Raw genomic sequence first — 22250 nt, forward strand, 5'->3', positions numbered from 1 at the left:
TTGCGGGACATAGCCTTTTTATATTAAAGAGGTATGTTCCGTTTTTCTTTTTCTTGTTTCTGAAAATAAATAAAAATACACTTTCCTTTGTTTATGGGCTTTCTAGTGAGCTCTGAAAGAGTGATTATGTTTTTTTCTTTAAATTTATTTGGAGTTTAATAAATAATCGCTATGTTTGCAAAACCTAGCAGACCAGAATAGACCAGTTGCTAAGATTGAAAACTTAGATATACCATTTAAATTGTTAACGAGAAATTAAGTATTGCACCATGAAGAACGCAGTTATTTCAAAAGCGAAGTGGTACATTAGATGCTGTAGTCTTGTGTATTTATCTATTTCCTTTTCTTCTGTAGTACATTCAGCAGAAGATGTTTCAAAAATGAACAGTGTAGCGATTGCCCAACAGGCAAAAACGCGAACGGTAGTTGGCTCGGTGATTGATTTTGAAACAGGAGAACCTATTATTGGGGCTTCTGTGGCAGTTGCTGGGAAAAGTGTGGGTACTATCAGTGATTTGGATGGGAATTTTTCTATCCGGGTAGATGGAGATAATACAAAATTAGAGATTTCTTTTATTGGGTACGAAAAACAGGCAGTAATGGTAGAGGATGGAAAGAAGCTGACTATTCGTTTGCGTGCCGTTTCAGAATTGTTAGATGAAGTGGTGATTACTGCGTATGGTTCCGGACTTCGTAAGGATTTGACAGGAGCTATTGCAAAGGCGAATGTGCAAGATATGCGTAAAGCACCGGTTTTTAACTTTGAAGAAAGTCTTGCAGGTCGTGTAGCAGGTGTACAGGTAACTTCCTCCGACGGACAGCCGGGTAGTGACTTGCAGATTGTTATCCGTGGTAATAATTCGGTAACTCAGGATAATTCCCCATTATATGTAGTGGATGGCTTTCCACTGGAAATGGCAGTGGGGAATATGCTGAACCCCGAAGAAATCGAGTCTATTGAAATATTGAAAGATGCGTCGGCTACGGCTATCTATGGTGCGAGAGGTGCGAACGGGGTAATTTTGGTAACTACAAAGAAAGGAAAAGTTAGTTCGCCTACCGTGACATATAGTGGCTGGGTAGGTGTACAACAGATTATCAAGAAGCAGGAAATGCTTGACCCTTATGAATTTGTGCGTTATCAGTTGGAAGCAGATTACAACGTTTACAGTAAGCGCTACTTGGCTGGCGAAAGGACATTGGAAGATTATCGGAATATCGAAGGTATTAACTGGCAGGACAAGGTGTATAGGGATGCTTTGGTGCATAGCCACAATATAGCTGTCAGGGGTGGTACTGAAAAGACGAGATACTCTGTTTCCGGTTCATTGGTGGATCAGCAAGGTATTATGTTGAACAGCGGTTACAAAAAATATCAAGGTCGTTTTGTATTGGATCAGACAATCACTAAGAAAATAAAAGTAGGTATTAATGCTAATTATACGTATTCGAAGAAATATGGTACCATTGTATCTGAATCGCAGACTAGTCCGACGGCAAGTTTGATGTATGCGTTGTGGGGGTACCGTCCAGTGGCAGGTGTCAATGACGGTGATTTGCTGAATGACTTGTATGATGAGACAACCGATCCGACTACTGATCTTCGTATCAACCCTCTGATGGCAGCCGAGAATGAGTATAACCCATTGTTTACTTACAATTTCATCGGTAACGCTTATTTTGAGTATAAAATTTTAAAAAACCTGACTCTCAAGATTACTGGTGGATATAATAAGATACATCAACGGAAAGAAGTCTTTTTCAACTCTAACTCTCGAGGGGGACATCGTCATACCAATAACAAGGTGAATGGTTGGATAACCAACACGGAGCGAACTAGCCTGTTGAACGAAAATACGTTGACATATGATGTTCCTTTGAAGAAGGGACATCGTCTGAAAGTGTTGGGCGGTTTCACTGTGCAGGATAATAGTACATTTATTGATGAAATCAGAGCAATCAATGTTCCTAATGAGGCGTTGGGGATCGCCGGACTGGATGAGGGTGAGCTGACGTCCGCCACTATCAGCAAGACAGCCAACGGCTTGGTTTCTTATTTAGGAAGAGCGGATTATAATTATAAGTCCAAATATCTGTTGACCGTTTCATTCCGTGCCGACGGTTCGTCGAAGTTCCCAAAAGATAACCGTTGGGCTTATTTCCCGTCTGCCTCCGCTGCTTGGGGATTTGGTGAAGAGAAATTCGTGAAAAATGTAAAATGGATTAGTAGTGGTAAGCTGAGGGCAGGTATCGGTACGACAGGTAACAATCGTGTGACGGACTATGCTGCACTGACAGCCTTACAGATAACGGCAGACTCTGGGTACAGTACAGGTAATACACCGGGTAAAGGGGTAGTGCCGAAAACGTTGGGGAATCCTAAACTAAAATGGGAGACTACCGTACAGACTAATATTGGATTGGATATGTCGTTTTGGGATAATCGGATTTCGTTGACGGCAGATTATTACTATAAGAAAACGAAAGACCTGCTGTTGAATGCTACATTGGCACCTAGTATGGGATTTTTGTCTGCTTATAGAAATGTAGGATCGGTTTCCAATTCGGGACTTGAGCTGACCATTGACACTAAAAATATACAAACGAAAGAGTTCTCATGGACTTCCAGCTTCAATATATCATTCAATCGCAACAAAGTCTTGTCATTGAACGATGATGAACCGAGTTTGGCAAGCCGTGTGAACTGGGGTAATTTCAACAATGCTTATCCTTATATTGCCATTCCGGGACATCCGATTGCTATGTTCTACGGACATATTTTTGATGGAGTTTATCAGTACACAGATTTCGATAAGGTAGGGGAATCTTATATATTGAAAGACGGTGTTCCCAATAATGGAAATGCACGTGAGAAAATTCAGCCGGGAGATATCAAATTCAAGGACATTAATCGCGATGGAGTGGTGAATGACTATGACCTGACTATTATCGGTAATCCGAATCCAAAGCATATCGGCGGATTTGGTAATAACTTTCAGTACAAGAATTTTGACTTAAACGTATTCTTTCAATGGAGCTATGGCGGTGATGTGCTGAATGCCAACCGTATTGAGTTTGAAGGTGGTGATCCGAATGCTCGTACCTCACTCAATATGTTTGCTTCGTTTGCCAACCGTTGGACTCCCGAGAACCAGACAAACGAACTCTACCGGATAGGTGGGCAAGGACCGGCTGTTTATTCGTCGCGTACTATTGAAGACGGTTCTTTCTTGCGTTTGAAAACGGTATCATTAGGATATAGATTGCCGAACGCATGGCTGAAAAAGATAAATATTAAGTCATTGAGAGTATATGCTTCTGCGCAGAACTTGATTACATGGACTAGATATTCAGGACCGGACCCGGAAGTTTCTACTCGCCCTACAGCGTTGACGCCCTCTTTCGATTGGTCTCCTTATCCAAGGCCGAGAACTTTAACACTAGGAGTTGATATTTCTTTTTAAACCTTTAAAATCAAATCGTATATATGAAGCATAATATATTGTTATGGATGACTGTATGTCTGTTAGGAACTTCCTGCTCGAACATACTTGATAAGGAACCTGATTTTGTTTCTCCTGATTATTATTATAATACGGAAAGCGAACTGTTACAGGCGTTGAACGGAGTGTATAATCGTCTGATTGACACAAACGGAAGAATGTACAGTAAGGGACTTTTTAGCTTATTTGTACTGAGTGACGAGTCTTTTTATACTAATAATTTTAATAACACTAATATCCGTGCAGGCGTAATGGACGCCGCTGATCTGGATGTCGGACGTTTCTGGGAAGTGTTGTATGAAGGAGTGAACAGAGCCAATCTTCTGTTGTATAGTGTTGAAGGTAAAGAATTGGATACCGACATGATGAAAGCAGCAAAGGGAGAGGCTCTTTTCTTGAGAGGATATTACTATTATTTGCTGACCTCTTTCTTTGGTGAAGTACCTTTGAAACTTGCTCCGACAATGTCTGCCAATGATAACTATTTGGCGAAATCGCCATTGACGGATATTTACAAACAGATTGTAAAGGATATGCAAGAGGCGGAAAAACTGGTATTGGATATTGATGCACTTGGCTATAACGAACGAATTTCCAAAACGGGGGTTCAGGCTATTTTGGCAAGAGTATTTCTTAAAATGGCGGGTGAACCTCTGAAAGACGAGACGCGCTATGCGGATGCTTTGGAATATGCCAACAAGGTGATTGCTTCTACGAAGCATGAGTTGAACCCCGATTATAAACAAATCTTTATTAATCATTCGCAAGATATTAATGAAAGCAAGGAGTGTATCTGGGAAATAGGCATGTATGGTAACAAAATTGGTACGGTAGATTTGGCCGGCTCCGTAGGAGTGGAGAATGGCATTTTGTGCCGTGATGAATCAATAGGCTACTCAGGAGGTCCGATGAAGGCTTCTAAAAGACTTTATGATTCATATGGAGAAGGTGATTTGCGTAAGGACTGGAATGTAGCTCCTTATTACTATAATGTAGTGGAAGAAACAAAGGTCAATGAGGAAACACAGGAGGTGGAAGTGGTTCAGGTAACTAAGAAAGTAATGTTCTCGGCTACTCAGATATATAATCGTAACCCAGGTAAATGGAGAAGAGAGTACGAAATAGGACAAAAAGCACGTCTCTTTAATTCCACAAATTTTCCTGTTGTCCGCTACAGTGATGTCCTGCTGATGAAAGCAGAGGCAGAGAATGAAGTTAACGGTCCTACCGACGAAGCGTACGACGCAATCAACCAGGTGAGAAGAAGAGCTTATGGGAAGCCGATTCATACTGTTGATGCGACAGTGGACCTTCCCGCAGATTTGGCTAAGACGGATTTCTTGGAAGAAGTAAAAAAAGAACGGTTTAGGGAACTTTGCTTTGAGGGGATGCGTAAACTCGATCTGCTTCGTTGGGGAGAATATGTGGCTACAATGAAGGCTTTTGGTACGGAAATTTCAACGACTGCTCCGTCGGAATTCAAATATGCAAGTAGAGTAGGGCAGAATATAACGGACCGTAATGTTCTCTTCCCGATTCCGAATACGGAGATTACCGTCAACAAGCTAATGACGCAGAATGAGGGTTGGTAATTGATTTTTTATCTTTTTAAAATAATCGAACATGAAAAATATAATAAGATATTGCGGTTTGTTACTTGTGGGGCTGGTTTCCTGCATGGAAGATGAGGCTCCAAGTGTGGAACTGAACGTGGCGCTGGATAAACAAGTCTATCAGGTGGGCGAACCTGTAACTTTCAAGTTGAACGGAAATCCGGATAATATAGTGTTCTATTCGGGAGAGGTAGGGCATAATTATGCTTATAAAGAAAGATATCATGCGGATGGTGACCTGTTGGTCAAATTCAATTCTTGGGTGCGTTATGGAGATATTTATCATAATCTGAAATTCTTAGTCTCTTCTGATTTTAGTGGAATCTATGACAAGGAGAATGTGGAAGCAGCTACATGGATTGACTTGTCTGATAAGTTCCGTTTTTCAGTAGGGGATGATCAGACTCCTTCCGGGGAGGTAAATTTGAAAGAGTATGTCGGTGCGGAAGAGGATGCAAAGTTATTTGTTGCATTCCGTTATGAAGATGAACAGAAAGCACGGCAGAACAACTGGATTATTCGTTCCATCACACTTGACTGCGTTTCTGCCGAAGGGGTACGAAGCAATTTGGCTACGATGTCTACTATGGGCTGGAAGGTGGTTGATTTTGAAAATCCAGCAGTGACATGGAATGTTGCTTCTACCAGCCAGATATTAATTGATGGTGGAGCTAATCAGCCGAAGAATGTAGACTGGGTTATTTCGCAGGCTTTTGATGTCCGAAAAACAACTCCGGATACGGGCGTTGCGTTGAAGAATATCAGTACCACGATGGATGAGTATAAGTACGTATATACTAAACCGGGAATCTATGAGGTTGTATTCGAAACCACATCCGACTGGTATAATGGCAATGATCATGCATTGACGAAGCTTACTGTGGAGGTGCAAGGTAAAGTAGAAGAAGAGATTCCTGCTTCGTTGAGTGTCTTGCCGGATAAAGTGGAATGTAAGGTAGGAGAGCCTATAACGTTTAGTTTGACAGGTAATAATGCCAGCAATGTAGTTTTCTATTCCGGAGAAAGTGGACATAACTTTGATTTCAGAGAAAGGTTTTATGCGGATAATGACATCGTGGTGAATTTTTCGACATGGGTGCGTTATGATGTGGATCAACTTTTAAAGTTTAAAATATCAACAGATTTTGATGGTGTGTACGAAAAGGGACATGTAGAAGCTGCTACGTGGGTTGATTTGTCAGATAAATTTGCTTTCTCGACAGGAGCAGATAAAACGCCTTCAGGTGAAGTTAGTCTGAAAGAAGCTGCTGGTGATGATCCTAATGCCCGGATATTTGTGGCTTTTCATCATAAAGATGAAGAGGAAGCTGTAGAGAAACGGAATGATTGGATTGTCAGAACGTTCGAAATGGACTTGATTTCTCCGGAAGGTTTTAGGAGTAATTTAGCGAAGATGTCTACGAAAGATTGGTGGACAGCCGTTGACTGTTTAAATCCGAACCGAAATTGGAATGTAACTCTTCAACAGCTAGTGTTAATAGGAGGTACTAATAAGCCAACTAATGACGATTGGGTTATCTCCAAACCTGTTTATATCAGAAAAGGTACTCCCGATAAAGGAGTCTCTTTAAATAGTGTTACTTCCAAAGATTATACCTACACTTACAATACTCCCGGTGTTTATAAGGTTGTATTTGACTGGTATGATGGAAGTAATTATTCGCAAGTGAAATTAAATATTGAAGTAAAAGAATAACTGATAAAAATGAAAGGGATGCCAAAGAATTTCATTAACTATTTTTCTGTAGTCGTAGTTTTAAGCTTATCTATCGCTTTATCAGCCCAGGAATTGTCCGTTGTGCGATTGACTAATGAGCAACTTGAACTTGGATGGAAAAAGGGCGTTGGTGGATATACATTAGAAACGTTGAAAGTGAAGGGAACGAATGGTTGGGAGATAATGGAAATAGCTAAGTATCAGCATAATGTTTTATATGCTTCCTCAAAACCGGAAACGGCACCACAGGCACTATATGATAATACGGGAAAAGAGATTCTTTTCCCGGCTCCGCAATATCGTTATATTATACCTTCATGGCAACAGAACACAAATGCTGTTGCCATGAATAAAGCAGGAGAGAATATAGTTTTTTATCCTTCGGCAGTGAAACGTGTTTCTGATACAGAAATCTGTTTCCGATACGAAAATGAGACGATGCGGATTACGGAAAAATGGTGTATGGATTCTCTTCATCAGAATGATATAAAAGTTGATTTTATATTGCATTCCAAGAAGACAGGTTATTATTCTTTGGCAACCCCTTCGCTGGTTTCAATAGATAAATATAATTTCCAATGGGCTACCGTTCCCGGAATATTTCAGGGGAATGCTATAAATACAGACTTTGTACAAGCGTATGGCTATGGTCAGGGAATCCCCGACATACCGGTAGTGGCAAGAGAACGTACTGCTTCTACATTATCCTCACTGATAACGGATAGAAAGGGTGTGACTATTGCTGTAACAGCGGAACCTGGTACTGGCAGAGATCCTTGGCCGAAGGATAAAAAGATGCATGCGGAATGGCAACTCGGATTGTCGGTTATGAACCGGGAAGGGGAATTCTCGCCTACACTTTATCATCCTGTGTTGGGAGAGAAGAATTCATTGATGAATGTAGGGGACAGTCTTTCTTTCTCTTTCCGTTATACTATTCAGAAAGCAGATTGGTATGCTGTATTGAAACATACGATTAATGATATTTATCGTTTCACTGATTTTCTAAGGTTGAAACAGACAAAATATTCATTGACACAAAGACTTTATGATATGCACGCATATCTTACTAATGACAGCACTTCCAAATGGCATAACCTTGTATATAAGGGAGTAACAATTGGAGCACAAGACTATCTGGGTGGTGTGTATGATTCAGAAAAAGATGCCATGAAAAACTCCGATTATGGAGCTATGTGGATGTTGGCAAAGTTGACGGATGATCCTCGCTTGACACAGAAAAGACTGCCGAATGCGTTGAACTTTAAATTGATGCAACAACATGCGGAGGAAGATTTCCTTTGTGGTTCCTCTGCCGGACAGTATTATTTGTATAAAAGTAAACGGTTTACCGAAGAGTGGGGACCTTATACGGAACCCATTGCAACCACTTATTATATGTTGATGGATATGGGTAATATTCTGCTTTTTGAACCGCAGCAGAAGGAATTAAAACAGCATGTCAAACTGGCTGCCGACCGTTTGTTGGAATGGATGAAGCCCAACGGACAATGGGAAGTAGCTTATGAGAATAAGACATTAAAGCCTACTTTTACTGATATTACAGATTTACGACCAACGTTTTATGGATTATTGATTGCTTACGAGATATTGAAAGATAAGAAATATCTGCAGGCAGCTATACAAGGAGCGGATTGGTATGTGGAGAACGCTGTAAAGAAAGGACATTTCCTAGGCGTTTGCGGTGATACTCGTTTTGTTCCGGATTTCGCCACAGCCCAAAGTGCACAAGCCTTATTGGAACTGTATAATGTGACGAAAAACGAAAAGTATAAGGAAGCTGCTATATCAACTGCTAAGATTTATACGGCATCGGTTTATACGCATCCTATACCGACGTCAGTAGTAAAACAAGTGAAAGGGATAGAACGAAAAGATTGGGAGATCAGTCAGGTGGGATTGAGTTTTGAGCATGGTGGAGTAGCTGGTTCTGCCAATCATCGCGGACCAATATTATTGGCTAGCCATGCCGGAATGTTCGTACGGATGTATAGGCTGACAAAAGATTCATTATTTTTGAATATGGCACGTGCGGCTGCCATAGGAAGAGATGCATTTGTGGATTTTAAAACGGGAGTCGCTTCCTATTATTGGGACTCGATGAATAATGGAGCCGGACCTTATCCACATCATGCTTGGTGGCAGGTGGGATGGATTACCGACTATTTATTGTCTGAAATATCTCTCCGTTCAAATGGCGGGATAACTTATCCGGGTGGATTCATTACTCCTAAAGTGGGCCCCCATCTAACTTATGGTTTTACGTCTGGTATGGTATTTGGTACGAAAGCCGATTTGATAATGCGCCCGGGATTATTTAAACTGGATAATCCTTATATAGAATATATGGCTGCTTTGAACGAGAAGGAGAAAACAGTTTTCCTTATCTTGCTGAATAATGATGATGAAAAGCAGACTTCTCTGATTGAAATGGATACGAAATGTTTGTTCTCTGGAAAGAAAATCCGGGTGAAGAACGTTGCTAGCTTGAATAATCAAGGTCATTCTACACTTGTAGATGGAGTGGAGAATTGGAATGTAACGATTGATGCATATGGCTTGACGGTTTTAAAGATTAAATATAAATAGGATATGAGCATAAATCACTGGATAGTAAAGAATCTTGTTTGCACCCTTTTTTTGGTGGTTGGAGGATTGAATATATATGCGCAAAAAGATAAATATTTGATTGAAGCTGAGGCTTTTCAGTTCAAAGGAAAATGGTCAACAGATAGATCGGCAGATTGCATGGGGAGTGCAATGCTCCGTTTGAACGGTGGCGGAAGTCTTGATGAACAGTTTGATGCGCTTACGGTCGTCAATATAATGGAAGAAGGAGACTATAATGTATGGGTGAGGTCAGCGGATTATGATAAACTGCCGGGGACACGCTTATTCCGTTTAAGTGTGGATGAGAAACCAATGAAAGAATCTGGAAAACATGGAAAAGTCGGATTCTATTGGGAAAATGCAGGCTGTGTGCAGTTGGCAAAAAAACAGGTATTATTGCGATTGCATGATACGAAGAGGAATTTCGGCCGATGTGACGCAATCCTATTGGTAAAAGATCACTCTATCAACCCCAATGAGATGGATAGAAAAGAAGTGGGCAAATGGAGAAAAAATCCCGTTAAAATAGAGACGAAAGGTTCGGGTTTTGATAATGTGTCTACTCCGCTTTTATTATCGCCCGATGCAGAGGTGGTGGCTAATATAGAGAATCCGAATATTCGGGTGAGTTTTGTAAAAGCTGGAGCAAACAACCAGGCGATTGCCTGCCGGACAGAAATTAAGGTGAAAGGAACCTGGCGCCGTTTCTTGTCTACTATGGAAGACCATAAGGTATTTCTTATTACTGCGGAGCAAAGTCCGGTAGATAATGATAAATTCTTTCCTTCCTGGAAGAATGCGGTGTCAAAAAGTTCATTTACTGTTGGTGGAAAAGAATACACGGTACAGTCTGACGAGGATTATTTGAATCCTTATGTTGCGGGAGTGCTCAGTGAAGCTATTCCGGTGAAAGCTGTGAACAAGGACAATAACAGTATTGAAGTACAATACATTACGAAGAATGGATCTTCTATCACTGGTTACTGGACGCTGCCTGCCAAAGGCAATCATGTTGAGGTGAGATTATCTTGTCGTCCGGCTACTGATGGAATGTATAGTATGGGGCTTTCAGCTTTTCAGCCTGTGCCCCAACCGAATATGAGTAATATACTTCTTTCGCCGATGTTTCAGTATAAACGAGTTTCTTCACATCCGGTGATGATGCTTTCTTCAATGATGCAACAGCCGTTAGCTATTGCAGAATCTGCTACTCCTTTGGGTGGAGTAATGTCATCGTTTATATGTGGGGATGATAGTACTTTCCCGCAAGAATGGGGAAGTGTAGATTTTTCTCCGATGGGATTTTCCGTCAAGAATGAGCAGAATGTGGTTCAGCCGGTAGCTTTTGCTCCTGTTATGGGGATGAAGGATTCTCATGTGAAGGCAGGACAGGTGATTGAACGTAAGTTTGTGGTAGGCATACTTCCGGCAGGTTGGAATGAGGTGATAGAATATATTTCGGATCAAGTATATAAGGTAAAAGATTACAGGAAGCAAAAAGAGGTATCACTGACTGAGGCAATGTTTAATATTCTGGATTTGATGCGTAATGAAGAGTATGGCGGATGGGATGCCCATCTTAAAGGATTCTATGATATTGAAGGGGATCCGGAAACGGCTCCGACGGTAGTACATGCTGCTCCTTTGGCAATTATCGCAGCGTCTGTCCTCTCGGAAGACGAGGAGTTTTATCTGTCACGCTCTTTGCCAACAATAGAATATACATTGTCTCGGAGTGGATACAGATGGGCTACAGACCTGGTTCCAAGCGGATACAACAAGACGCTTGAGACGCTTCGGCTCAATCCTTTTAATTCCCAGTTCAATACTTCTTATTATGAAGGTTTACATCGTCTGTTAGGAGGGTTGAATCCGTGGCTGGTTTCTATTGCTTTGCCGGGGGATACATTGAGAAAAACAAAGGGATATTCTACACAAGTTCTCTCTTGGGTGCAGGCTATCTCCGCTTATAATTTGACAGGAGACGAGAAATGGAAACGGTTTGCTACTTCTACAGCCGACCGGTATATAGATTTGCAGATATATAAGAACTCATCCCAACCGGTGGGATTGATGTCTTTTTATAATACGAATGTGTATGCTCCGTGGTGGGACTTGATTGACTTGTATGAGTTGACAAAAGAAGAGAAATATTTGAAAGCGGCTCAATATGGAGCTTCTAATACCATCGCGGGAATCAGATCTTTCCCTACCGTTACAGAGGATTTACAAACGATTCATCCGGGAAACCGTTTTGATGGGAATACAAACCTGTGGTGGAAAGGAAAAGAGAAATATCGTCTGGGATTCCCCCGCGTGGCGAACGATGCGCAAGAGAAGCAAGTGCCGGAATGGCTTGTTTCACCGGTCGGACTAGGTTTTGAACAGCCTTCCACTTATTTCCTGCGGACAAAGGGAAAGCAAGTGCGTCCGGTCTTTATGAGTAACTGGGCTCCTCATCTGCTTCGTCTCTATCAATATACTCGTAAGCCTATTTACGAGACTTATGCCCGGAATGGAGTAATTGGGCGGTTTACAAATTATCCGGGATATTATGCTACAGGATATACAGATATTACTCTGTCACCAGACTTTCCTTATAAGGGTCCGGATGTAAGCTCTATCTATTATCACCATATTCCGCCCCATTTGGCATTTACGTGGGATTACCTGGTGTCTGAAGCTATAGAACGTTCTAATGGGAATATTAACTTTCCATTCTGCAAGCAGGAAGGCTTTGTATGGTTTACGAACCGTATCTACGGGAATGAGAAGGGGAAAATATTTGGAGACAGCAAGGCAAAGCTTTGGATAAAGAAAGGGTTGATTCAGATAGATAATCCGACAGTAAACTATCTGACTGCGGTTTCCGATAAGTATTTTTGGGTGATTTTATCCGGTGAATCTAAACAAGAAGAATCACTTACTATTCGCTTGGACAAGGTTGCCGAATTGGTTGGTCAAGGTGATATTGTACAATATACGGAGAAAGGGAAGACAGCAAAAGTAAACCGGGTTGGAAATGCGATTAAGGTATCTGTTCCGGGGAAAGGTTTCAGGGCTTTGGCGTTTCCTTTAGCTGAAACTCGCAAGGAGAATCGTTACCCTGTATTGAAAAATGGAATAAAAGTGGTTGATATGGGAGAACCTTTCGGTAAGGTGTTCTTATTCCGTATCCGTTCTCCATTCGGATGGGATTCAGTATATGGGTTTGCTGAAACTGCGCCGGCTAAGGAAAAAGAAATGTCGGTATCGGTGGTGTGTAATGGACAATCTTGTACTGTTTCTTCTTATCCCTTTGAATGGAGTTTCTATAAATTGGGAATGGACGAAAAAGCCATTGTCAAAGTAACGGTGAGTTCGAAAGGACAGGTAGATAAAACGGAGGAAATCATACTTAATTCAAAATGAAAATGATACAGATACGACAATTAGGGACTATTATTGCAGGAATGGTATTAATGACGGTATTTCCCTGCGTTTATGGACAAAGTCGCGCTGATTTGGATAAGATTGCTGCTTCGCAGGCAGGGGCCTCTCCTTTGGTGTATACAACGGCAGATAAGGAAATTCCATTGATACAACTCGGAAATTATTATGATGAGAAAGAATGTACGGTAAGAAAGGGGCTTCCTAACTTTTACTCAAAAATAAAGAAAGAGCAGGAAATTACGGTTGCTTTTATTGGTGGTAGCATAACGCAAGGAGATTATTGCTATCGTTTGCAAACTACCCGATACATGGAAAATACTTTTTCTAATACCTGTTTTAAATGGATTAATGCCGGAGTGTCTGGTACGGGTACGGATTTGGGTGCTTTCCGGATTCGGGAACAAGTATTACAGTACAAACCGGATCTTATTTTTATTGAATTTGCCGTAAATGGTGGTTATCCTGACGGAATGGAGGGAATGATCCGAAAGATTATAAAAGAGAATCCTCATACGGATATTTGTTTGATTTATACGATTTATACGAATCAGGCTACTGTCTATCAGAAAGGGGATGTTCCACAAGTGATTAAAAGATTGGAAGATATTGCAACGTATTACCAACTCCCTTCTATTCATTTAGGCATGGAGGCGGCAGCACTTGAAAAGGCTGGTAAGCTACTTTGGAAAGGGACCAAAGAAGTTGCCGTTGGGAAAATTTTATTCTCTAATGACGGGGTACACCCTATCACTGATGGAGGGAACTTATATGCTTCCGCGATTGCACGAGGACTGGAGAAAATACGAAAAGAAAATAGTGCTTCGCAGGTACATATGCTTCCTGAACCGCTTTTCGGTTCGGAGTGGGAAGAAGCCGAAATGTATATCCCTTCACAGATTGCTTCTTTTGATAATTCATGGAAAGAGATTAATACATCAGTGACCCCTTCTTTAAAGAAGTTTTCTGGCTGGTTCGATACAGTGATGACTAGTAGTAAGGAAGGGTCATCATTTTCTTTTGGCTTTGAAGGAGATATGATAGGCTTATTTGATATTGGCGGTCCAGAAGTAGGGCAAGTGGAAGTTCTGATTGATGGAAAATTTGTTCGATTGAAAGAGATTAGTACTAAAGGTTTTCATCTATATGAGGCGAATGATCGTATCGGGAATTATACTTTGAATCGTTTTAATTCTTGGTGTAACAATCGTTATCGGGGGCAGTATGATGTGATAAAGTTGAAAAAAGGTATTCATCAAGTAACTATTCGAGTCTCTTCTGAGAAAGCTGACAAGAAAAAAATACTCGGTAATAAACAATGGGAGGATATAACAGCTCATCCTGAAAAGTATGATCAGTCTACAATTTATTTAGGAAGGATACTCTTACGTGGAAAACCGATTCCATGCGAACGCATAAAGGGAGTGCCTAAACTGCCACAACAACTGAAGTGGGAACAGAAAATGAAGCGTTATGAAAAGGCGGATTCCATCAATCCTCCGGCAAAAGATTTGATTCTTTTTGTGGGTAGTTCGACGATGGAGAATTGGAAAACTTTGGCAGATGATTTTCCCGGGAAGCCGGTTCTTAACCGGGGAGTTTCCGGCACGAAAACAATAGATTTGATTAATTACAAAGACCGCTTGATAAGCCCTTATCATCCTAAACAGATTTTTGTTTACGAAGGAGATAATGATATTGGTTACCAATGGACTCCGGATGAAATATTGGAGCAGATTAAGAGATTGTTCTTTATTCTCCGGAAAGAAAAACCGGAAGCGGAAATTATCTTTATTTCTATCAAACCGTCTGTGCGGAGATTGAAGGACAAAGAGAGGATCGAGCAGACAAATGCGTTGATAAAAGAGTTTGTAGAGCAACAAATGAATACTGCTTACGCAGATGTATATAATCCGATGTTTACACCAAAAGGGGAATTATTTCCGGAACATTATCGGGAGGATGGGTTACATCTGACGGCTGAAGGTTATGCAGTGTGGAAAGAGGTTATCTCCAAGTATATTAAATAACAAATAGTAGAATAGAATGATGAAGCATTTAATGATCGCTGGGATTTTGAGCTGTTTTTCTATGGGCGGCTTTGCTCAGATATATAAAGATAAAACAGCTCCTGTGGAGGACAGGACGAATGATTTGCTCCACCGCATGACATTGGAAGAAAAATTAGATTATATAGGAGGATATAAAGGCTTTTATATAAGGGGAATCGAACGTTTGGGCGTGCCCGAGATAAAGTTGACGGATGGTCCTGTCGGTACGCATAAAGATGGAAAATCGACAGCTTATCCGGCAGGGGTACTGACTGCTTCGACCTGGAACAGAGAGCTGGTGTATGAATTGGGAAAGCAATTGGGGAGAGATTCTAAAGCACGTGGTGTACATATATTATTGGGACCGGGTGTGAATATCGTTCGTTCTCCTTTGTGCGGAAGAAATTTTGAGTATTTCACGGAAGATCCATATTTGAACTCTCAGGTAGCTATAGGTTACGTAAAAGGATTGCAGGATCAGAAAGTGGTGGCTACTCTGAAACATTATGCTGCGAACAATCAGGAGTGGGACAGGAACAATGTAAGCAGTGATATTGATGAGCGTGTGTTGCATGAAATATATCTGCCTGTCTATAGAGCCGCCATTCAGGAAGCTGGTGCGGGTGCCGTTATGGATAGCTATAATCCGGTGAATGGAGTACATGCCACGCAGAATGATTATTTGAATAATCAGGTGTTGAGAAAACAATGGGGATTTGATGGAATTGTTATGAGTGACTGGTCGGCTACTTATGACGCTGTGGAGGCTGCTAATGGTGGTTTGGATTTGGAAATGCCGCGTGCCAAATGGATGAATAAGGAGAATCTGATGCCTGCGATAAAAGCTGGAAAAGTGAAGGAAGCGACTATTGACGAGAAAGTGAAGAGAATTCTGAGGATAATGTTTCGGTTCGGTTTTTTTGATAATGAACAGTTGGATAGCTCTATTCCATACAATAATCCGGAAGCGGCAAAAGTGGCATTGGAGTTGGCTAGAGAAGGTATTGTATTATTGAAGAATGAGAATGATCTACTTCCATTGAATCCTTCAAAAGTGAAGTCAGTTGCTGTGATTGGTCCTAATGCAAACTCTTATATATCGGGAGGTGGAAGTTCTTATACATTTCCGTTTCATTCTGTTTCAGTATTGGATGGGTTAAAGAATGTCGGACAGGATCTTCAGATTTCGTATGCACCCGGAGTACCTACCTTGACAGAAACAGTTGTTAATGCAATTTTTTACACAGAAGCGGGGAGTCGGATTAAAGGACTTAAAGCTGAATACTTTGATAATATTCGTTTAAAGGGAGCGCCGGCAAGAACTGTGATAGATACGATTGTTAATATAGGTAACGGCTGGCATATTGCTGCCGAAAACAAAGGTATTCCGTATGACCACTGTTCCATGCGATGGAGTGGAGTCGTACGTCCGGAGAAGACTGCTAATTACCGGTTCATAGTCAGAGGATTCGATGGGTTCCGCTTGAAGATTGGTACGGAAATGCTGATTAATGAGTGGAGAGACCAAGGAATAACGACTCGTGAGACTGTATTGGCGTTGGAGGCCGGGAAGGAATATCCTGTTGTCCTTGAATATTTTGCTAATGTGCATCCTGTTGATATTTCTTTTGGATGGAGAGAGGATAGATTGCTTTTTGATGAGGCTGTAGAGATTGCCAGGAAATCTGATGTGGCTATTGTGAACATTGGATTTAATGAAAGTAGTGAACGTGAAAGTAATGATCGTCCTTTCGAGTTGCCCGAATATCAGGATAGTTTAGTACAGTGTATTACGGCTGCCAATCCCAATACGGTTGTGTTGCTGAATGCGGGTGGAAATGTGGATATGTCAAAATGGATAGATAAAGTTCCTTCTTTGTTACATTTGTGGTATGCCGGTCAGGAGGGTGGAACGGCTGTTGCTGAAATTCTGTTTGGGAAGGTAAACCCCAGTGGGAAACTACCTATCTCTTTTGAAAAGAAATGGGAAGATAATCCGGCCTATCCATATTATTACGATGTGGATGGTGATAAGCGGGTAGAATATAAAGAGGGACTTTTTATGGGGTATAGGCATTATGATGTCAGTGAAACGAAACCTCAATTTGCATTCGGCTATGGAATGTCTTATACCACGTTTAAATACTCTGACTTACGTATAGATAGGGAAAAAGGCAGAGACTTGGTGGTTAAGATTCGGTTTACTGTAAAAAATACAGGGAAGCATGACGGAGCAGAAACAGCACAGGTATATATTCGACCTATAAACCCGAAGGTTGAAAGACCTTATAAGGAGCTTAAAGGGTTTGCCAAGCATTTTATTAGGAAAAATACCGTACAAGAAATAGAAATAACGTTGGATAAGGATGCTTTTTCTTATTATAAGACGGAATTGAAAGATTTTGATTATGATGTGGGAAGTTACGAAGTGCTTGTAGGAAGTGCGTCTGACGACATCCGGTTGCGTAAGGTGATACAGATAGAAAAGTAGGTTTAGAGCTAAAATAGAAGTAAAATTAATTAGATACGAGAAGATGGTACTTGATAAGTTTAATAGTGTGAGAATGTTTAACACGGATGTCCTTCAGGCTGATTTTGTAATAGTAGGCGGAGGTATTTCAGGGGTTTGTGCTGCTATAACCGCGGCTCGCCAAGGTCTGAAAGTGGTACTTATACAAGATCGTCCGGTATTGGGGGGGAATGGTTCCAGCGAAATAAGGTTGTGGATGCTTGGAGCAACTTCTCATATGGGAAATAATAATCGCTGGGCGCGTGAAGGCGGTGTGATAGATGAAATTATGGTGGAAAATACGTTCCGTAATTCGGAGGGGAATCCGATCATTTTTGATTCTGTCATGCTTGACAAGGTGGTAAGCGAACCAAATATAACTTTATTGCTGAATACTTGCGTGTATGAGGTAAAAAAGAGTGCCGGTCATAAAATAGAAAGTGTCAGAGGGTTTTGTAGCCAGAACAGTACTATGTACGAAATAACTGCTCCTTTATTTTGTGATGCTTCCGGTGATGGCGTTGTCGGTTTTCTTTCCGGGGCTCCTTACCGTATGGGGGCTGAAAGCAGAGAGGAGTTTGGCGAAAAGTTTGCACCGGCAGAGGATTATGGTGAACTTTTGGGACACAGTTTATATTTCTACACAAAGGATACTGGCAAGCCGGTTAAATATGTAGCTCCTTCTTATGCAATGGATGTAACGAAGACTGTTCCCCGATTTCGTAGTTTCAATGCGAAAGAACATGGTTGTAAATTATGGTGGGTTGAATATGGTGGCGACTTGGATACGGTACATGATACGGAACAAATTAAATGGGAACTGTGGAAGGTTATTTATGGAGCGTGGGATTATATCAAGAACTCGGGTAAATATCCGGAAGCGGAGACAATGACGCTGGAATGGGTAGGCTGTATTCCCGGAAAACGGGAGAGCAGAAGGTTTGAAGGCGACTATATGCTGATTCAGCAAGATGTCATAGAACAAAGACATCATGAAGATGCGGTCTCTTATGGCGGATGGAGTATTGATTTACATCCGGCAGCCGGCGTGTTCGGTGAGGAATCTGCTTGTAATCAGTGGCATGCGAAAGGGGTATATCAGATTCCTTACCGTTGTCTTTATAGCAGGGGAATTGAGAATCTTTTTCTTGCAGGAAGAATTATTAGTGTATCGCATGTTGCTTTCGGTTCAACCCGTGTAATGGCTACTTCTGCACACAGTGCTCAGGCTGTTGCGATGGCTGCGGCGATGTGTCTGAAAGAAAACATCTCTCCGAGAGAAGTATATTCTTTAGGGAAAGTATCTGAATTGCAGAAGAAATTATCAAGAATGGGGCAGTATATCCCTGATATGATAATCAGGGACGAAGAGAATTTGGTAACGAAAGCTACTTTGACTGCATCCAGTGAGTACCATTTTAAGGGGTTTCCGGCGGATGGGGAGATGCAGGTGCTGGATGAGTCTGTAGCTCAAATGATTCCTTTACAAAAAGGGGATGTATTGGGAAAAGTGCAAGTTGATCTTTGTGCTTCTGAAGAAACAGCTTTGGAAGTGGAACTTCGTATTAGCAGTAAAGCATTCAATCATACTCCGGATGTGGTTCTGGAAACTAAAATACTAGCTTTGCATCAAGGTAAACAACAGTTAGAGTTAGTTTTTGGAACTGTGATGCCGGAGGAGCAATATGTTTTTCTTGTTTTCAAGAAAAATCCTTTGGTGCAGTTGCAATATACTCAAGAAAGGATTACTGGAATTTTGTCTGTATTTAATACGGTGAATGAAGCTGTTTCCAATTTTGGAAAACAAACTCCCCCAGAAGATATTGGAATAGAGGAATTTGAATTCTGGTGTCCGAAGCGGAGACCAGAGGGATATAATATCGCTATTCGAACAGAAAAAGACTGTTATGCTTTTCCTGTTTCGAATATTAATAATGGTATTGACCGTCCAGTTCAATCACCCAATGCTTGGGTGGCAGAATTGAAAGATCCGAATCCGACTTTGACAATTAAATGGGATGCTGCTATTTCTGTCGGGAAGCTCTCTCTCTTTTTTGATACAGATTATGATCAGCCTATGGAAACAGTTCAAATGACACATCCGGAATATAAAATGCCGTTCTGTGTAGAGAAATATAGAATATATGATGGCACAAATCAATTGATTTATGAGAAGAATGATAATCATCAATCGATAAATGAGATTATATTTCCAGAGAAGTTGGTTACGGATGAGATCAGAATCGTTCTGGAACATCCTTCCGGCCTGATTCCAGCAGCTTTATTTGCAGTAAAGTGTTATGAATAACTCAATATATTTTGAATAAAATATTGTTCTTGTGAGAGTGTGGAGAAGGTACAAGATTTTGTCTGTCTAATAGTTTGCTTTATCATGGTATTTAAGTATATTTGCTAAAATTTTATTTAATCTTGGTCGTAATGCAAAACGAAAATCTTGATATAACGGAACAGAAGAAACCTGCTTCACGAATGAAGTATCTTCAGTTAGTGGATTATATTAATTCACTAATTGAAGATGGAACACTTCAGATAGGCGATCAAATACCTTCACTTAACCAACTGCAAACGCAATTGCGCATGAGTAAGGAGACTTTGCTGAAAGGGTTGAATTACTTGTTGGAGATGGGGGTAATTGAAGCAATTTATAGAAAAGGGTATTTTGTAAAGAAGGTCTCTATAAACCATTCTTATCATGTATTTCTGTTATTGGATAAGATGAATGTGATGCGTGAACAGATCTATCGTTCTATCTTCAAATCTTTGAAGGATGTGGGAGATATTGACATTTACTTTCATCATCATAACTATAAAGTTTTTGAGAAACTCATTAAAGAAAATTTGGGCAATTATACGCATTATATTATAGCTACTTTTTTGAAGGAAGATGTGACAGATGTTTTAAACCTGATTCCGGCTGAAAAAAGAATAATCATAGATTATAACCAACAAGGATTGAGTGGTAACTATAGTTGTATTTATCAAGATTATGGCTATGATATCTATTGTAGTCTTTTACAGTTGCAGGATCGGTTGAAAAAATATGAAAAACTGATTCTGATAGCGCGTCCGGAAGCAATTCATGCACAACAAGTAATTGATGGTTTTCTGCACTATTGTGTAAAAAGTGAACTGCCATATTCTATAGAATCGAATGTAGAAGAGAAAAATTTCCGTAAAGGGAATGCTTATATTACTTTTAGTAGATATGATACGGATGATGTATCCTTGATTAAACTGGCAAAGAAGAAAGGATATGAGTTAGGTAAGGAAATAGGTTTGATTTCTTATAATGACACAGCTGTAAAAGAAATATTGGAAGGAGGTATTACTGTCATTTCTACAGATTTTGAGATGATGGGGAAGGCTGCGGCTTCTGTTATCTTGAATAAAAATATAATATATAAGCGTAACCCGACGAAAGTGATTATACGTAACTCTCTTTAAAAGAAAGTTCTATTAATGATATTAAAAAAAGAAAGCCACCCATTCAGGTGGCTTCTTTTTTGCTCTTCCTCTTGGACTTGAACCAAGGACCCTCTGATTAACAGTCAGATGCTCTAACCGACTGAGCTAAGGAAGAATGTTTGCAATCAAGATTTTCAACTTTGCTCTTCCTCTTGGACTTGAACCAAGGACCCTCTGATTAACAGTCAGATGCTCTAACCGACTGAGCTAAGGAAGAATGTTTTTCTCAATTGCGATGCAAAAGTACTAGGTTTTTTTGAAATATGCAATATCTTTGCAAAAAAAATATTAGGAATGGACAAAATAATAGGATTGGGCAACGCCCTGGTAGACGTACTCGCAACCCTGAAGGATGATACTCTTTTGGATGAAATGGGTTTACCCAAAGGAAGCATGCAGCTCATCGATGACGCTAAGTTACAGCAGATTAACACGAAATTTTCACAGATGAAAACTCACTTGGCAACAGGCGGATCGGCAGGAAATGCCATCCTCGGACTGGCTTGTTTGGGTGCCGGAACAGGGTTTATCGGAAAAGTGGGAAATGATAATTATGGAGAATTTTTTCGTGAAAATCTGCAGAAAAATAAGATTGAAGACAAATTATTGACTTCAGATCGACTGCCTTCCGGTGTGGCATCCACTTTTATTTCACCGGATGGAGAGCGCACTTTCGGAACCTATCTGGGAGCAGCGGCTTCTTTGAGAGCAGAGGAACTGACCTTGGATATGTTTAAAGGTTACGCGTACCTATTCATAGAAGGCTATCTTGTTCAGGACCACGAAATGATTCTTCATGCCATTGAACTGGCTAAAGAAGCCGGTTTGCAGATTTGTCTCGATATGGCTAGTTATAACATTGTGGCTAATGATCTGGAATTCTTCACCTTGCTAATCAACAAATATGTCGACATTGTCTTTGCAAACGAAGAGGAAGCGAAAGCCTTTACTGGCAAGGAGCCGGAGGAAGCTTTGAGAGTGATTGCCAAGAAATGCAGTATTGCTATCGTAAAAGTCGGGGCAAACGGTTCTTATATCCGTAAAGGGACAGAAGAAATAAAGGTTTCGGCCATTTCGGTTCAAAAAGTGGTGGATACTACCGGTGCCGGTGACTATTTTGCTTCCGGATTCTTGTACGGATTGACTTGCGGATATTCGTTGGATAAATGTGCAAAAATAGGTTCTATTCTCTCGGGAAATGTTATTCAGGTAATCGGAACAACGATACCACAGGAACGCTGGGATGAAATTAAGTTAAATATTAACAGGATTCTGGCGGAATAACAAAGG

At 40.7% G+C, this 22250-nt stretch carries 10 protein-coding genes and 2 tRNA genes; 10 read left to right on the forward strand and 2 right to left on the reverse strand.

Features of this window, described 5'->3' with window-relative positions:
- Positions 1-380 precede the first annotated feature (380 nt).
- The 9 genes from NQ505_RS07395 to NQ505_RS07435 all read left to right on the forward strand — a co-directional run bounded on the left by NQ505_RS07395 (position 381) and on the right by NQ505_RS07435 (position 20939).
- Entirely contained in the window at positions 381-3464 is a 3084-nt protein-coding gene (locus NQ505_RS07395) for a SusC/RagA family TonB-linked outer membrane protein (protein ID WP_074637918.1), read from the forward strand.
- A 23-nt stretch (positions 3465-3487) separates the two neighbouring features.
- On the forward strand, positions 3488-5095 hold the full coding sequence (locus NQ505_RS07400; protein WP_009000965.1) for a RagB/SusD family nutrient uptake outer membrane protein: 1608 nt from the start codon (positions 3488-3490) through the stop codon (positions 5093-5095).
- Positions 5096-5126: 31 nt separating this feature from the next.
- A complete protein-coding gene (locus NQ505_RS07405; RefSeq protein WP_081352709.1) occupies positions 5127-6833 on the forward strand; it encodes a DUF5017 domain-containing protein in 1707 nt (568 codons plus the stop codon).
- 18 nt (positions 6834-6851) lie between these two features.
- The gene (locus NQ505_RS07410; RefSeq protein ID WP_009000963.1) at positions 6852-9464 is read left to right on the forward strand and encodes a hypothetical protein; all 2613 of its coding nucleotides are present in this window, start codon (positions 6852-6854) and stop codon (positions 9462-9464) included.
- Positions 9465-9467: 3 nt separating this feature from the next.
- Positions 9468-12896: a hypothetical protein gene (locus NQ505_RS07415; RefSeq protein WP_009000962.1), complete on the forward strand. Its 3429-nt coding sequence runs from the start codon at positions 9468-9470 to the stop codon at positions 12894-12896.
- A 2-nt stretch (positions 12897-12898) separates the two neighbouring features.
- Positions 12899-14944 (forward strand): SGNH/GDSL hydrolase family protein, encoded by a 2046-nt coding sequence (locus NQ505_RS07420; RefSeq protein ID WP_009000961.1) that lies wholly within the window; start codon positions 12899-12901, stop codon positions 14942-14944.
- A 16-nt stretch (positions 14945-14960) separates the two neighbouring features.
- A complete protein-coding gene (locus NQ505_RS07425) occupies positions 14961-17456 on the forward strand; it encodes a beta-glucosidase (protein ID WP_099145726.1) in 2496 nt (831 codons plus the stop codon).
- Between the two features lie 73 nt (positions 17457-17529).
- A complete protein-coding gene (locus NQ505_RS07430; RefSeq protein WP_032854097.1) occupies positions 17530-19782 on the forward strand; it encodes an FAD-dependent oxidoreductase in 2253 nt (750 codons plus the stop codon).
- Between the two features lie 131 nt (positions 19783-19913).
- Complete coding sequence (locus NQ505_RS07435) at positions 19914-20939, forward strand: GntR family transcriptional regulator (protein ID WP_009000958.1); 1026 nt, start codon at positions 19914-19916, stop codon at positions 20937-20939.
- A gap of 62 nt (positions 20940-21001) precedes the next feature.
- Here the strand turns inward: NQ505_RS07435 and NQ505_RS07440 are convergent.
- Positions 21002-21075 (reverse strand) — tRNA-Asn (locus NQ505_RS07440).
- A 28-nt stretch (positions 21076-21103) separates the two neighbouring features.
- Positions 21104-21177: transfer RNA gene (locus NQ505_RS07445), tRNA-Asn, on the reverse strand.
- 77 nt (positions 21178-21254) lie between these two features.
- Here NQ505_RS07445 and NQ505_RS07450 point away from each other — a divergent pair.
- Positions 21255-22244 carry an adenosine kinase gene (locus tag NQ505_RS07450; protein WP_009000957.1) on the forward strand — a complete coding sequence of 330 codons (990 nt, stop codon included), beginning with the start codon at positions 21255-21257 and terminating at the stop codon, positions 22242-22244.
- Positions 22245-22250 lie beyond the last annotated feature (6 nt).

The organism is Bacteroides sp. D2, assembly GCF_025147085.1.
Taxonomy (GTDB): Bacteria; Bacteroidota; Bacteroidia; order Bacteroidales; family Bacteroidaceae; genus Bacteroides.